Genomic DNA, 15071 nt, shown 5'->3' with positions numbered 1-15071 from the left:
ATCACGCGCAACAATCACGGGGGCCGCTGGTGATTGGCCCCGCTCCGGCAATGTTGTTACCAGAGCGCGCTAGAAAAGTTTATATAAAATTCGCAAACATCCCGACAAATGTAGTTTGCAAACTCTTCTCCAAGGTGTTGATGTTGCAAATAGAAACGCCCCCGCGACGAGGCGGAGGCGTTGCAAATCTGTTCTGTCGTCTGGACTTAGCCGTAATGCGCGACCGGGGTCCCTGCGATGGCGGACATGTTCAAAAGCCCGCGCGAGGTGATCGAGGGCGTGACGATATGCGCCTTGTTCGCCATCCCCATCAGGATCGGACCGACTTCCAGCCCGCCGCCTTTGGTCTTTAGGATGTTGCGCACGCCGGAGGACGCATCGGCAATCGCAAAGACCAGCGCATTGGCCGGGCCTTCAAGCCGCGAATGCGGGAAGTTGCGTTCGCGCAAATCCGGGGTCAGGGCGCTGTCGATGTGCATCTCGCCCTCGTATTTGAAATCCCGGGGTTCGGCGTCGAGAATCTCCATCGCTTCGCGCATGTGGCGCCCCGTCATGCAATTGAGGTTGCCGAACTCCGAATGCGAACACAGCGCAATGTTCGGCTCGATCCCGAAGCGGCGCACATGGCGCGCCGTGGCGATCACGGTTTCGGCGATCTGCTGCGGCGTCGGCTCGGTATGCACATGTGTGTCGGCGATGAACAACGGGCCGTCTTCTTGAATCATCAAGGAAAGCGCGCCGACCGGCTGGCGCTCCTTGGTGCCGAGAATTTGTGTCACATAGTTGAGGTGCCACAGATATTGACCGAAGGTGCCGCAGATCATGCTGTCGGCGTGGTCCTGTTGCACCATAATGGCGCCAATCGCCGTGGTGTTGGTGCGCAGGATCGCTTTTGCCAGATCCGGCGTTACACCTTTGCGGGCCATCAGGTCATGATAGGCCTGCCAATATTGTTTGTAGCGGCTGTCGTTTTCCGGGTTCACCACCTCGAAATCAATGCCGGGGCGGATTTTCACGCCAGCGCGCTCGGCCCGCATGGCGATCACCTCCGGACGACCGATCAGGATAGGTTTGTCGGTGGTTTCCTCGATCATGCCTTGGGCGGCGCGCAGCACGCGTTCGTCTTCGCCTTCGGCAAAGGCGATGCGGCGTTCGGCATGGCTTGCGGCGGCAAAGACCGGGCGCATGATCAGCGCGGATTTGAACACCGAACCGTCGAGCGCGTCCTTATAGGCCTTCATGTCGCGGACAGGTTTCGTCGCCACGCCGCTCTCCATCGCGGCTTTGGCAACGGCCGAGGCCACGACCCCCATGAGGCGCGGGTCGAACGGTTTCGGGATCAGATAATCCGGGCCGAATTCCATCCGCTCGTCCTGATAGGCAGCAGCGGCTTCGGCGCTGGTGGTGGCCCGCGCAAGGGCCGCGATCCCCTCGATACAACCGAGCTGCATCTCATCGTTGATCTCGGTGGCCCCCACATCCAGCGCACCGCGGAAGATGAAAGGGAAACATAGCACGTTGTTGACTTGGTTGGGGTAATCCGACCGGCCCGTGGCGATGATCGCGTCAGGTGCGACCCTTTTGACCTCGTCCGGCATGATCTCCGGCGTCGGGTTGGCGAGCGCGAAAATGATCGGCTGTTTGGTCATCTTCTTGACCATCTCGGGCTTCAGGACCCCCGGACCGGAGAGGCCGAGGAACATATCCGCGCCCTCAATCGCCTCGTCGAGCGTCCGTAGGTCGGTCTTTTGCGCAAAGGCCGCCTTTTGCGCCGTCATCTCTTCTTCGCGGCCCTCATAGACCAGCCCGGCGATGTCGCAGAGCCAGACGTTTTCGCGTTTGAGGCCCAATTTCAACAGCATGTTGAGACAGGCAATCCCTGCCGCCCCGCCGCCGGTGGACACCACTTTAATGTCTTCGATCTTCTTGCCCGACACGCGCAAAGCGTTGGTTGCGGCGGCGCCGACAACGATGGCGGTGCCATGTTGGTCGTCGTGGAAGACGGGGATGTTCATCTTCTCGCGGCAGAGTTGTTCAACAATAAAACAATCCGGCGCCTTGATGTCTTCGAGGTTGATTGCGCCAAAGGTCGGCTCCAGCGCACAGACGATCTCGGCCAGTTTTTCCGGGTCGCTTTCGTTCACTTCGATGTCGAAACAGTCGATGTTGGCGAATTTCTTGAAGAGCACCGCCTTGCCCTCCATCACCGGTTTCGAGGCGGCGGCACCAATGTTGCCAAGGCCCAAAACGGCCGTGCCATTGGTCACGACGGCGACGAGGTTGCCGCGCGCGGTGTAGCGGCTCGAGGTGGTCGGGTCGGCCTTGATCTCCAGACAGGCTTCGGCGACGCCGGGGCTATAGGCCCGCGCGAGGTCGCGGCCGTTGGCCATCGGTTTGGTGGCGCGAATTTCCAATTTCCCGGGTTTCGGGAACTCGTGATAGTCGAGCGCGGCTTGTCTCAGGCTGTCGTTGCGCGTGTCCGTCGCCATTGGTGATCTCCCAATCTTGTCTGCGGCCTTGTCTGTGGTCATGCTAGGCGGTCATGTGCGTGGGGATATTGTTTAATGCTAAACAACTTTGCCCTAATGTGCCTCAAGGCCTCTCCCTCGGCAAGCCTCTACGCCTCTCAAAGGGGCCGATGCAAGGGGAGACGTGTAAAATGGGGGGCTTGTGTCGAGGCGCCATTCGAGGCGCGTAAAAGACAAGCAAACCTGTGCGGAGAACCGCACAATCGGCAGGCCCCTGCGCCAGGCCCGCGTGCCGTGGCGTGTATCGCACTTGCATCTGGGCGGGCGAGGCTTCACTCTGGACCGAATAGTCAAAAATGAGGTCCTCCCGATGTCTTTGCCAACCTCTGTGCGCCCCTCTCTCTTGGATGAAGCCGCGAAAATTCAGGACAAAGCCTATGCGCCCTATTCCAACTTTCGCGTGGGGGCTGCGATCCGCACGACTTCGGGCGCGATCTACACCGGCGTGAACGTGGAAAACGCCGCCTATCCCGAAGGCACCTGTGCCGAAGCCGGGGCCATCGCGGCCATGGTTTTGGGGGGGGAGACAGAAATCGCCGAGGTTGCCGTGATCGGAGACAGCGACGAGCCGGTGCCGCCCTGTGGCGGCTGTCGTCAGAAAATCCGCGAATTTGCGGGGCCGGAGGTGCAGGTCTCGATGATGTCGCGCACAGGTAAGGTGCTGACTATGACAGTGGGCGAACTTCTGCCGGGCGCCTTCACGCCGGATCATATGGACTGAGCCTCATGACCTTCGATGCACGCCAGATCATTGAGAAATTGCGGGACAAACGTGAGCTGTCGTCCACTGAGCTGACCGGCTTTGCGCAGGGTCTCGCCAGTGGTGCCGTGACCGATGCGCAAGCGGGTGCTTTTGCCATGGCCGCTTTGCTGAACGGTATGTCCGACCCGGACCGCGTGGCGTTGACGCTGGCGATGCGCGACAGTGGCGAGGTGATGCGCTGGGACTTGCCGTCCCCCGCGATTGACAAACATTCGACGGGTGGTGTCGGCGATTGTGTCTCGCTTTTGCTGGCGCCCGCTTTGGCGGCCTTGGGCGCCTGTGTGCCGATGGTCTCGGGGCGCGGGCTTGGGCATACCGGCGGCACATTGGACAAGCTCGAATCCATTCCCGGCCTCAAAACCGAAGTCACGGACGCGCGGTTCCACGAGATCGTCGAACGCGTCGGCTGTGCCATCGTCTCGGCCTCTGGCTCCATCGCGCCTGCGGACAAACGGCTCTACGCGATCCGCGATGTCACCGGCACGGTCGAAAGCATCGACCTGATCACCGCCTCGATCCTGTCCAAAAAGCTCGCGGCGGGTCTTGAGGCGCTGGTGCTCGACGTCAAATGCGGCTCAGGGGCTTTCATGACCACGCCCGAGGACGCGCGCGCCTTGGCGCAAAGCCTCGTGACCACGGCGAATGGCGCAGGCTGTAAGACCTCCGCGCTGATCACCGACATGAACCAACCGCTCTGTCCGACGCTGGGCAATGCCTTGGAAGTCATGACGGTGATGGAGGCGCTGACCACGGGCGAGGTGGATAATATCCTTTGCGATGTGACCTGTGCTTTGGGGGGCGAATTGATGGTTCTGGCCGGATTGGCCGAGGATGCGGACCAAGCCGCCTGGGCCGTGCGCGACACGCTCACCGATGGCTCCGCCGCGGAACGCTTTGGTCAGATGATCGCAGAACTTGGCGGGCCTGCCGATTTCGTCGATCACTGGCGCGACCGTTTGCCCTCGGCGCCCGTCGTGCGCGATGTCCTGTCGCAAGAGCCGGGCTATGTGTCCGAGATGGACGGCCATGCGCTTGGCATGGCGGTGGTGCATCTGGGCGGCGGGCGCATGAAAGGCGGCGACAAAGTCGACCCGGCGGTGGGGCTTTCCAATTGCTGCATGATCGGGGAATATCTCGATGCGGACAACCTGATCGCCACCATCCATGCCAAATCCGTGGAAGAGGCCGACAGGGCAGAGGCCGCGATCCGTGCGGCGATCCGGCTGGCCTCTGAGGCCCCCGACGAGCCGCCTTTGGTCTATGAAAAGGTATCGGTATGAGCAGGGCATTTTTGATCGTGATGGACTCGGTGGGCCTCGGCGGCGCACCGGATGCGGACCAGTTTTTCAACGGTGAGCGGCCCGACACGGGGGCCAATACCATCGCCCATATCGCGCAGGCCTGTGCCGAGGGGCGCGCCGAAAAGGGGCGGTCCGGGCCGTTGCATGTGCCAAACCTCGATGCGCTGGGGTTGGGCGCGGCGATGGCGCACGCGACCACGGACCCTGCGCCGGGGTTGGAGGCGATGCCGGAAGGGCTTTATGGCGTTGCTGCCGAGATCAGCCCCGGCAAGGACACGCCTTCGGGACATTGGGAATTGGCCGGTGTGCCGGTGCCGTGGGATTGGCATTATTTCCCGGACGAGCAGCCGTCTTTCCCGCAGGATTTGATGGAGAAGGCGGCGGAATTGTGCGGGGCAGGGGGCACTTTGGCGAATTGCCACGCCTCCGGCACGGAAGTCATCAAGGAGTTCGGCGCGCAGCATATCGCGACCGGTTGGCCGATTTGCTACACCTCTGCGGATTCTGTGTTTCAGATTGCCGCCCATGAGGATCATTTCGGCCTCGATCGGCTGTTGAAGCTTTGCGAAGACCTCGCGCCGACGCTCCATGCGATGAAGATCGGGCGCGTCATTGCCCGGCCTTTCATCGGCACGCTGGAAGACGGGTTCACCCGCACCGGCAACCGCCACGACTACGCCATAGCGCCGCCCAGTCCGACGATTTGCGACTGGGCGAAATCCGCCGGACGTGCGACCTATGCCGTTGGGAAAATTGGCGATATTTTCTCGATGCAGGGGTTGGATGAGGTCCGCAAGGGCAACGATCATACGCTCTTCGATCACCTCTGTGACGTGATGGACGAGGCGCCTGACGGGTCCTTCACCTTTGCCAATTTTGTCGAATTCGACAGTCTCTATGGGCATAGGCGCGACGTTTCCGGCTATGCCCGCCATCTCGAATGGTTCGACGCCCAGATGCCGCGCTTGTTTGAGCGCGCGCGGGAGGGTGATCTTTTGATTTTCACCGCCGACCATGGCAACGATCCGACTTGGTCGGGCACGGACCACACCCGCGAACAAGTGCCGGTGCTGGGCTATGGTGTCGGTCTTAAACCCATTGGTCCTGTGGCCTTTTCCTATGTGGCGGCCTCGATTGCCAAACACCTCGGGATCGAGGCGCAAGGCCCCGGAAGGAGTTTCCTTTGAGCTTCACGGATATGCCGAAAATCGAGCTGCACATGCACCTCGAGGGCGCTGCCCCGCCCGCGTTCATTCGCGGATTGGCGGCGGAAAAAAAGGTCGATATCTCGGGCGTTTTCGACGAGAGAGGCGCCTATAAATACAAAGACTTCTGGGATTTTCTCAAAGTCTATGAGGCTGCCACCTCGGTTCTGAAAACACCACAGGATTACTACCGCCTGACCCGTGCCGTGTTGGAAGAAAGCGTGGCCTCGAATGTGATCTATACCGAAAGCTTTCTGGCGCCTGATTTCTGTGGCGGCGGCGATGTCTCGGCATGGAAAGACTACCTCGCCGCGATCAAGCAAGCCGCTGACGAGATGGAGCGTGAGGCCGGTATCGTAATGCGCGCGATCCCGACCTGTGTGCGCCATTTCGGACCGGATCAGGCGAAAAAGACCGCATTGTGTGCGCAGGAAACCGTGGGCGATTTCGTCACCGGCTTTGGTATGGGCGGCGACGAGGCTATGGGCAAGCAGGGTGATTTCAAATACGCCTTCGACATGGCGCGCGAGGCGGGGCTGCGGCTCACCTCTCATGCGGGCGAATGGGGCGGGCCCGAGAGTGTCCGAGACGCCATTCGCGACCTCAAGGTCGAGCGCATCGGCCATGGTGTGCGCGCCATCGAAGATCTCGCTTTGGTCGATGAGATTGCCGAAGCCGGGATCGTTTTGGAGGTCTGTCCGGGCTCGAACATTGCGTTGGGCGTCTATCCGAAGTGGTCCGACCATCCGATCGCCAAGCTGCGCGAGCGCGGTGTGAAGGTGACCGTGTCGACCGACGATCCGCCGTTCTTCCATTCCACCATGCGCTACGAATTCGACCGCCTCGCCGAGACCTTCGGCTGGGAAGAGGATGATTTCAAAGACTTGAACAAGGTCGCGATTGAGGCGGCCTTTTGTGATGAGGCGACCCGTGGGGCGGTCGCCAAGAAACTGGAGCCTACCGATGCTTGATCATTTGACCGTCGTGAAACACCCGCTGGTGCAGCACAAACTGACCATCATGCGCGACAAGGAGACCTCGACCGCCGGATTCCGGCAGCTGTTGCGGGAGATTTCCCTTTTGCTCGCCTATGAGGTCACGCGCGAGCTGGACATGACCGAAAAAACCATCGAGACGCCGATGCAAACTATGCAGGCGCCGACTTTGGACGGCAAGAAACTGGCGCTGATCTCGATCCTGCGCGCGGGCAACGGCTTGATGGATGGCATTCTGGAGCTGATCCCCTCGGCGCGTGTTGGGTTCGTGGGCCTGTACCGCGATGAAGAGACGCTTGAGCCAGTCGAATATTATTTCAAAGTGCCCGAAGACTTGGGCGACCGTTTGGTGATCGCTGTCGATCCGATGCTCGCCACCGGTAATTCCTCGGTCGCGGCCATTGATAAGCTGAAAGAGGCGGGCGCGAAAAACATTCGGTTCCTTTGTCTTTTGGCGGCGCCCGAAGGCGTCAAACGTATGAAAGAGGCGCATCCCGACGTGCCGATTGTCACAGCGGCAGTGGATGAGAAGCTCAACGATCATGGATATATTGTCCCCGGGCTAGGGGATGCGGGCGATCGCATGTTTGGTACAAAATAAGCGATTTCCCCTCTTAACAGCGAATCAGTTCTGCGCTAGTCTGTACACAATATCTTGTGCGGGGCAGCATAATGCAGGGTTTGAGAACGATTTCCGTCGCAGTCATGGTCGCGACTTTGGGCGTGTCCGCCGTCGGCCTTTCCGGGGCCGGGGCGCGCGCCCTTTCTAATGCCGATCATCCGGCGGAATTTCCGCCTGCATCCTACAAAGGGTCACAATATGTCGACAGCCGGGGCTGCGCCTATGTGCGCACCGGCGCCGGTGCCGCGGTGCAATGGGTTCCGCGCGTGTCGCGGGATCGTCAGGTGCTCTGCGGTTTCAAACCGACCTTTGCCCAGATCGAAGACAGCTTGCCGGTCATTCCCGATCCCGTGAGCCCGACGCCGACCACGACTGTGGCTGCGGCTGTAACCCCTGCTCCGAAACAACCTTCTACGGTCCAAGTGTCGGTGCCCACCTCCGCCCCCCAAGCAGCACCGGTTGCCGCAAAGGCCGCGCCAGTTCCGCAACCCAGCCTGCCGCCGCTCGAACAGCTCGCGGGCAAGACCGTGGGAGAACGCGGCTGTGTGGCCTCCGTCACAGACGGTCAGCTGCGGTGTGAGACCGGGACGGTCGAATATATTCTCAAACGTCTTCCTGCGGGCGTCACCGTGCGCACCGCCGATGGCGGTCGGATGAGGTTGACAGAGCCGACGCTGGTGCGTGTGCCGGTCAAACGCGCCGCACCTGTTCAGGCCCCCATTCAGGCTCCGACCGAAGCCCCCGCGCCGATCATGGTCGCGGCCGCGGCCCCCGCCACCGTCGCACCAACAGCCACGGCGGCCTTGACGCAATGTGGCGGTCTCTCCGGCAATGCAGCACAATATATGAACACGGGCGGGCGTTATGCCGTGCGGTGCGGTCCGCAGGCCGTGCACCCCTCCGCCTATATCCAGCGCAACGCGCAGGCGCGTTTGTCGACCCAAAGCGCCAATCAGATCGCCGTGGCCCGTGCCGCCGGGATCGATCCCTACGCGCTGCCGCGTCCGGTGGCGGGCAGCTTGCCGGACGGCTACAGCCGCGCTTGGACCGACGGGCGCCTCAACCCGCACCGTGGTCCGCAAACCGCCCGCGGTGACTTGCAAATGGCACAGGTCTGGACCCAGACCACGCCTGCCTATGATCTCTATGCGCCGCGCAAGAAGACCTTCTGGGAATGGCTCTTCGGCTCGCCTTTCAAGACCCGGAACACCGTCACGGCTCAGGCCCCGCAATACGCAGGTCAGACTGTTGGCCAAGGTCAGGCGCCGGTTCAAATCTCGACCAAATCGGTGGTGCCCGCGCGCACGCCGGGTGCGGCCAAACCCGCTTTGGCTCAGGTCCAACCCCAACAGGCGCAGGCTCTGCGCTATGTCCAGGTGGGCACCTTTGGTGTCCCCGAAAATGCCGAGCGCTCGATTGCGCGCCTTTCGGCCATGGGCTATCCGGTTTCGTCGCAGGTTCTGCGTCGGGGTGGTAAGCCTTTGAAGATTGTTCTGGCCGGCCCCTTTGCCCGGCCCGAGCAAACCCTGTCCGCTTTGTCTGCCGTTCGTGGGGCAGGCTACGGGGACGCATTCGCGCGCAAGTAGCGTTGAGTTAGACGAGGCAGAACAATAAAAAGAAACCCCCGCATCTGGCGGGGGTATTCTTTTGTCTTCTGGCGTCGTGTGAAGAATTAGCCGCCACACACACCCTGCAACGCGACCCAATCGCCATCTGAGAGCACAGGCCGCGTGGTCTCGATCTGCACCCCGTCGGCCTCGATCAAGGGCAAAACACTTTCGCCGGTGATGTCGCGGGCATAGGCGTAGGGGGCGCTGTGGACTTCTGCTCCGGCAAAGGCCGAGATCAGGTGATCGTTTTCCACCGGCGCCACGGGGGCCGTCAAAAGGCTCTCGGCATGAGCGTCGAGGATGTCGGGCGGAATGTGCCCGGTGGTCAACAGCCGGAGCGAGGTGGTGAGCCCTGCGTCCTGCAACAGGCGTTCCAGCGGATCTTGATCCTCTGCGCGCACCAGCTCGGCCAAAACATAACCGGCCAAGACATCGGGGTCTTCGTGATCTTCGAGCAGCGCACGGTTCAACAGGATGATCTTGCCGGGCAGGTGCTGTGACAGGGCGACGCCGCTGGTGAGCACAACGATCTGACCGGAACCTCCGGGAATGAGGCGGTTTTTCAATGTGTTGAGCGCGCGGGCGCCATGCACCGTGTCGCAGGGCGCCCCGGACAGGCGTTTGATCCGGTCCAAAAGCTCCTCGCCGATCTCGGCACGGGTCACCGGCGGCACGATGGTGACCGCCTGACGAATGAGCGCGCCGGGCAGCCAGAACACGCCCAGACCGAGTACCGCAGCCGCCCCCAGTCCGATCATCACGCCACGGAGCCGCCCCGGATGCGGACGGGCACGGTCGATGGCGCGACGAATGCGGTCAATCGCCTCGATCATCAGCTCGTCGTCGATCTCCAACTCTTCACTGCTGTCAGACGCGGGACGGTAGCGGGCCGGGGTCTCGCCCTCGGCGGTGATGCGTTCGATGGCGGGCAGTGACCAATGGGTCAGGGGCCGACCATCGGTGCGATCATCACTCAGCGTCAGCGTCGCCTCGCCCACTGAGACGATCACGGAACGGCGCTGGCTGTCCCCTTCGGGAAGCCAGAGACCGGGGGCTTCGAGCCGTTCGAATTCCGTAAGCGCGATCATGCGCGGGCTGCTCTTTTCATCGTTGTTTCGGGCAATCTATCGTGGAACGCCGGGCGCCACAATCGTTCTGGGAACCGAAGAGAAAAGGCTTTAGTATTTTGTCATGATCATCTCGCCGGGCCGCCGCTATATCTTTGTTCACATTCCCAAAACCGGGGGCACGGCGCTGGCGCAGGCGCTGGAGACGCGCGCCATGGCCGATGACATTCTCATTGGCGATACGCCCAAGGCGATCAAGCGGCGGGGGCGGGTCAAGGGGCTGACGGCGGCGGGGCGGTTGTGGAAACATTCCCGGCTGGCGGACATTGAGGGGCTGGTGCCGCGCGAGGCCTTCGCGGATCACTTCATCTTCACCCTCGTGCGCAATCCCTGGGACCGGTTCGTGTCCTATTATCACTGGCTCAGAGGCCAGAGTTTCGATCATTCTGCGGTGACTTTGGCCAAATCCACTGAGTTTTCCGACTTCCTGAACGCGCCCGAGACGGTCAAAAGCCTGTCTGTGCCATCGCGCAGCTATCTGTGCGACGGGGCGGGGCAGGAGCGTGCCAATCTTTATGTGCGGCTTGAGGCATTGGATGAGGATCTGGCGCCGCTTTGGGATCATCTTGGGTTTGACCTGTCGCCGATTGCGCCGGTGAATGAATCCCAGCGCGCCCGCGATTTTCGGACCTATTATTCGGAAGCCGATGCGGAGTTGGTGGCCCGGATCGCATCGAAAGACATTGCCCAATTTGGCTATGGTTTCGACTGAGCGCGCGTCGAGACTGAGGCTGAAATGCGGCGGGCCAAGGGAGATTTCCTGAGGTTTTGCGGCTGTGAGGGGGGATCCGGCGTCGAATCGTGGGGACATCCGGTAAGCCATTCCTTTCTGAGTGGGACGCTAACCCCAAGAATTCTTGGTTAAACCTGAGTGAACTCCAAATTTTCTTAACGGACTGTTACCAAATTCGAGAACAATTGAATGAAATCCCCGACATTTGCGCCGATGTCGGGATTATGCCCCATTTGCGTCCCATTCGCGTCGAACTGTGACCCCACCGGCCACCTTTTCATAATCTCACAGATCGCAGAGCTCGGGCTGCCACCCGAAAAGAGCCTGATGGGGATGAGACGATGATGAAACTGGGTCAGATGTTGCGCAAAGAGCCGGTCCATGATGCGGGCGGTCGCTCTGGTGTGTGGGATGGGGCGTTTCATGGTGGGTACGCGGCGCAGACCTCGGGCCTCATTGCCGGGATGCAGGTGGCAACCAGCACCGGCTGGCGCGATGTGGCTGCTCTGCAAGAGGGCGATAAGGTGCTGACCTTTGATGAAGGCCTTCAGGCCGTGCGCCGGATCATCAAACGTTGGACCTACACGGATCAGGGCAGGACCCCCGCGCATCTCTGGCCGCTCTTTGTGCCCGCTGGCGCCTTGGGCAACCGCTCGGAGATGACACTTTTACCGGAGCAGGCGGTGATGGTGGAAAGCGATGCGGGCGAGGCGATGTTTGGCGATCCTTTCACCTTGATGCCAGCTCTCGCTTTGGAGGGCTACAAGGGCATCGAGCGTGAGCATGTGCGCAAGCCCATCGAGGTCGTGATCCTGCATTTCGACACGGAACAAGTGGTGTTCGGCAATATCGGTGCGCTGTTTCACTGTCCGTCCGAGGAGGCCGTGACCATCGCCGGATTGATGGAGGAGCGCGACCAGCCGGGCTATGAGGTCCTGTCGCTGACCCAGGCACGGATGTTCGTGGATGCGCTGATCGATGAGGACGCGCAGGATTGCGTTTGGATGCAAGAAGAGCAGCGGCACAGAGGTCAGACCACATCGCGGCGCTACGCGTCCTGAGACGAAATCGAGACGTCTTCTGGATGAGATCGGGAGAAGACCTGTGCATTTGCGCGGGTCTTTTCGGTTTTGAGAGCTGTTTCTTGGGCTTTCGCAGCTGAAATTGCCTAAGAAAGTATCATCTCTTTGTGGGGTATGCTGCGATGCGGCATTTGTTGGGCGCTGTCGGTGTGGCAGGCGATTATGATGAGATTATGCCTCGTGTGGGAGGGCTTATCAGGGCGCGAGGGGTCACCAAAACGGAGCCCGAACCATGTGTATCTCAGCTGAAGCGCTCGCGCTTTTCCTCAATCTCATCGCCGCGCCGGTCACCTCGGAGCCGGGGCGGATCATCGTTCATGCCACGGAAAACGACGCCCATTGGGTGCAGGTCGAAGACCGCTGGTGCACCATGGCGCCGCAAATCCAAGGCCGCGACATGTTTGCCGAATTGGCCAAGGATGACGCATAAGCCCTCCCCGGAAAGGGAAGGGCTGAGTGTCATGTGAGGCGCGCTCAGGCGGCTTTGCTGTCGACGCCCGCACCAAAGCGGCCGTAGAAGGTCTCGCCAGAGGCTGCCATCTCGCGCAGGAGGGTCGGCGTCTCAAAGCGCGGCCCATGCGTGGCGGTGAGATTGTCGCAAATCTCGACCGCTTTTGCGGCACCGATGATGTCGAGCCAGCTAAACGGCCCGCCGGACCAAGGTGCAAAGCCCCAGCCGAGGATCGCGCCGACATCGCCTTCGCGGATGTCTTCCAACACGCCCTCTTCAAGCGCGCGGACGGCCTCCAACACCTGCGCCATCATCAGGCGATGTTGCACCTCGTCGAGATCGGGTTGCGCATCGGCCTCTGGGAACTCTTCGTTGAAGCCTTCCCAGAGGTAGCCGCGTTTGCCCTTTTCGTCGTAGTCGTAAAAGCCCGCGTTGGATTTTTTGCCCAGACGCCCCTGATCGAACATCCAGAACACCACCTCGTCCACGGCCTCGTCCGGGTAGGCGTCGCCCATGGCGGCCTTCGTCGCCTTGGCGATTTTCACACCGAGATCAATCGAGGTCTCGTCGATGAGCTGAAGCGGCCCGAGCGGGAAGCCCAGAAGCTTTGCGGCATTCTCGATGAGCGGCAGGTCCACGCCCTCAGCCGCCATGCGCACGCCCTCGTTGATGTAGGGGATGATGCAGCGGTTGGCGTAGAAGAAGCGTGCGTCATTGACCACGATCGGCGTCTTGCGGATCTGGCGCACGTAGTCGAGCGCTTTCGCCACGGCCACGCCGCCGGTCTCTTTGCCTTTGATGATCTCCACGAGGAGCATCTTGTCCACGGGGCTAAAGAAGTGGATGCCGATGAACTGCTCCGGGCGCGCAGACGCCTTGGCCAGCTCAGTGATGGGCAGCGTCGAGGTGTTCGACGCAAAGATGCAATCCTCGCCGACGATGGCCTCGACCTTTTTTGTCATCTCTGCTTTGACGCCGATGTCCTCGAACACGGCTTCGACGATGAGATCACAGCCTTTCAAAGCGTCCAGATCGGTGGTCGCGGTGATACGCGAGAGCACCTGGTCTTTCTTTTCCGGCGTGACCTTTTTGCGGCTGATCCCCTTGTCGAGGATGGCCTCAGAGTAAGCCTTGCCCTTGTCCGCGGCCTCTTGTTTCTGGTCGATCAACACGACCTCGATGCCCGCATTGGCAGACACATAGGCAATGCCCGCGCCCATCATGCCCGCGCCCAAGACGCCGACTTTTTTGACGGTCTGGTCGGCCACTTCGGGACGGTTCGCGCCTTTTTCAAGCGCCTCCTTGTTGATGAACAAGGACCGGATCATCGACGACGACGAGGGGTTCATCAGCACATGGGTGAACCAGCGCGCTTCGATTTTGAGCGCGGTGTCAAACGGCACCATCGCGCCTTCATAGACCGCGGACAGAAGCGCCTTCGCCGCCGGGTAGACGCCTTGGGTGTTGCCGTTGACCATGGCGGAGGCGCCGACGAAGGTCATGAAGCCCGCCGGGTGGTAAGGTGCGCCGCCGGGCATTTTCCAACCCTTCGCGTCCCAAGGTTTCACGATGTCCGCGTCTTTCGCGGAGAGCACCCACTCTTTGGCCTTCGCCAAAAGTTCACCGGGTTCTACCACCTCTTGAATGATCCCCGCACCCTTGGCTTTCTTCGGGTCCAGCATCTTGCCCTCAAGCAGGATCGGCGCCGCCGCCATCGCGCCGACCATGCGCGAGACACGCGTGGTGCCGCCCATGCCGGGGAAAATGCCGACCTTGATCTCCGGCAGGCCGATCTTGGCCTTCGGATTGTCGGCAGCAAAGATGCGGTGGCACGACAGAGGCAGTTCGAGCCCGATGCCAAGCGCCGTGCCGGGCAGGGCCGCTGCGACCGGCTTGCCGCCTTTGTTGGTCTTCGGGTCCATGCCCGCACGTTCCAGCTTGCGCAGGATCGCGTGCATGTTCATCAGCCCGTCGAAGAGACCTTTGGCCGGGTCATCCCCCGCCGCGTCCTTCATCTTGGCGATGATGTTCAAATCCATCCCGCCGGCAAAGGTGTCCTTGCCAGAGGTGATCACGATCCCTTTGACGGCCTCGTCGCCCAACGCCTTGTCGATACAGGCGTCCAGTTCGGAAATCCCCTCCATCGAAAGCACGTTCATGCTTTTGTTCGGGATGTCCCAGGTGATGACGGCCACGCCGTCGCTGTCTACGTCGTAATGAAAATCAGTCATTGTCTTCCCTCTCTCGCAGGGCTGGTGCCGGTCCAGGGATGATGCCCGCGCGCGTTCATGATGGAGGACATTTTATAGCCCCCCTCGGTGGCGTGGATCAGCGCGGTGGAGGTATAAGGCTCCGTCGCGCGATGTCCGTGGTCCAGCAGTTCAGTCTCATAGGTTCCGATGAAGGTCCCGTCGCGACAATCCTCCAAAGAGATCGGTCGGCGATAAACTTCGTCCAGCCTCATGACCGTGCAGGCCTGAAGGTAGAGATCGAAATTCTCGCGAAGTTCCTCGAGGGTTGTCATGAAAACGGGGCCTTGTTGTGTCACCATGGAAAAGGGCAGGAGGATGCGCGAGGCCCAGAGCGTAAAATCCCCTGTGATGAAACAGGTGGAAATATCGTCCAGAAACTCGCGAAACTCTGCCGCGTTCACA

The 15071-nt window shown here is 61.0% G+C and carries 13 protein-coding genes; 9 read left to right on the top strand and 4 right to left on the bottom strand.

Going from position 1 to position 15071, the window contains the following annotated elements; translation table 11 throughout:
* Nucleotides 1-206 precede the first annotated feature (206 nt).
* A complete protein-coding gene (locus ACN0X0_RS03900; RefSeq protein ID WP_417278089.1) occupies nucleotides 207-2489 on the bottom strand; it encodes an NADP-dependent malic enzyme in 2283 nt (760 codons plus the stop codon).
* A 349-nt stretch (nucleotides 2490-2838) separates the two neighbouring features.
* Between ACN0X0_RS03900 and ACN0X0_RS03895 the strand changes: the two genes are divergently transcribed.
* The 6 genes from ACN0X0_RS03895 to ACN0X0_RS03870 all read left to right on the top strand — a co-directional run bounded on the left by ACN0X0_RS03895 (nucleotide 2839) and on the right by ACN0X0_RS03870 (nucleotide 9000).
* The gene (locus ACN0X0_RS03895; RefSeq protein ID WP_417278088.1) at nucleotides 2839-3249 is read left to right on the top strand and encodes a cytidine deaminase; all 411 of its coding nucleotides are present in this window, start codon (nucleotides 2839-2841) and stop codon (nucleotides 3247-3249) included.
* Nucleotides 3250-3254: 5 nt separating this feature from the next.
* Nucleotides 3255-4571 (top strand): thymidine phosphorylase, encoded by a 1317-nt coding sequence (locus tag ACN0X0_RS03890; protein WP_417278087.1) that lies wholly within the window; start codon nucleotides 3255-3257, stop codon nucleotides 4569-4571.
* On the top strand, nucleotides 4568-5779 hold the full coding sequence (locus tag ACN0X0_RS03885) for a phosphopentomutase (RefSeq protein WP_417278086.1): 1212 nt from the start codon (nucleotides 4568-4570) through the stop codon (nucleotides 5777-5779). Before ACN0X0_RS03890 ends, ACN0X0_RS03885 begins: the two co-directional genes overlap by 4 nt.
* Nucleotides 5780-5790: 11 nt before the next feature.
* On the top strand, nucleotides 5791-6768 hold the full coding sequence (locus ACN0X0_RS03880) for an adenosine deaminase (RefSeq protein WP_417278226.1): 978 nt from the start codon (nucleotides 5791-5793) through the stop codon (nucleotides 6766-6768).
* Entirely contained in the window at nucleotides 6761-7393 is a 633-nt protein-coding gene (gene upp, locus ACN0X0_RS03875; RefSeq protein ID WP_417263813.1) for a uracil phosphoribosyltransferase, read from the top strand. Before ACN0X0_RS03880 ends, upp begins: the two co-directional genes overlap by 8 nt.
* A gap of 71 nt (nucleotides 7394-7464) precedes the next feature.
* On the top strand, nucleotides 7465-9000 hold the full coding sequence (locus ACN0X0_RS03870) for an SPOR domain-containing protein (protein ID WP_417278085.1): 1536 nt from the start codon (nucleotides 7465-7467) through the stop codon (nucleotides 8998-9000).
* A gap of 86 nt (nucleotides 9001-9086) precedes the next feature.
* On the opposite strand, the gene ACN0X0_RS03865 is transcribed toward ACN0X0_RS03870, so the two are convergent.
* On the bottom strand, nucleotides 9087-10112 hold the full coding sequence (locus ACN0X0_RS03865; protein WP_417278084.1) for a hypothetical protein: 1026 nt from the start codon (nucleotides 10110-10112) through the stop codon (nucleotides 9087-9089).
* Nucleotides 10113-10215: 103 nt separating this feature from the next.
* Between ACN0X0_RS03865 and ACN0X0_RS03860 the strand changes: the two genes are divergently transcribed.
* The 3 genes from ACN0X0_RS03860 (at nucleotide 10216) to ACN0X0_RS03850 (ending at nucleotide 12396) form a co-directional block, all read left to right on the top strand.
* On the top strand, nucleotides 10216-10863 hold the full coding sequence (locus tag ACN0X0_RS03860; protein WP_417278083.1) for a sulfotransferase family 2 domain-containing protein: 648 nt from the start codon (nucleotides 10216-10218) through the stop codon (nucleotides 10861-10863).
* A gap of 362 nt (nucleotides 10864-11225) precedes the next feature.
* The gene (locus ACN0X0_RS03855) at nucleotides 11226-11945 is read left to right on the top strand and encodes a Hint domain-containing protein (RefSeq protein ID WP_417278082.1); all 720 of its coding nucleotides are present in this window, start codon (nucleotides 11226-11228) and stop codon (nucleotides 11943-11945) included.
* Nucleotides 11946-12198: 253 nt separating this feature from the next.
* Nucleotides 12199-12396, top strand: a complete 198-nt coding sequence (locus ACN0X0_RS03850) for a hypothetical protein (RefSeq protein WP_417278081.1) — start codon at nucleotides 12199-12201, stop codon at nucleotides 12394-12396.
* Between the two features lie 44 nt (nucleotides 12397-12440).
* On the opposite strand, the gene ACN0X0_RS03845 is transcribed toward ACN0X0_RS03850, so the two are convergent.
* Together ACN0X0_RS03845 and ACN0X0_RS03840 are read right to left on the bottom strand one after the other, a co-directional pair.
* Nucleotides 12441-14648: a 3-hydroxyacyl-CoA dehydrogenase NAD-binding domain-containing protein gene (locus ACN0X0_RS03845; RefSeq protein ID WP_417278080.1), complete on the bottom strand. Its 2208-nt coding sequence runs from the start codon at nucleotides 14646-14648 to the stop codon at nucleotides 12441-12443.
* Nucleotides 14645-15070 (bottom strand): hypothetical protein, encoded by a 426-nt coding sequence (locus ACN0X0_RS03840; RefSeq protein WP_417278079.1) that lies wholly within the window; start codon nucleotides 15068-15070, stop codon nucleotides 14645-14647. Before ACN0X0_RS03840 ends, ACN0X0_RS03845 begins: the two co-directional genes overlap by 4 nt.
* Between the last annotated feature and the right edge of the window lies 1 nt (nucleotide 15071).

Source organism: Celeribacter sp. (genome assembly GCF_048270365.1).
GTDB lineage: Bacteria > Pseudomonadota > Alphaproteobacteria > Rhodobacterales > Rhodobacteraceae > Celeribacter.
Note: the sequence above shows the minus strand (reverse complement) of the source record. Positions and strands in the feature narration are given on the sequence as shown.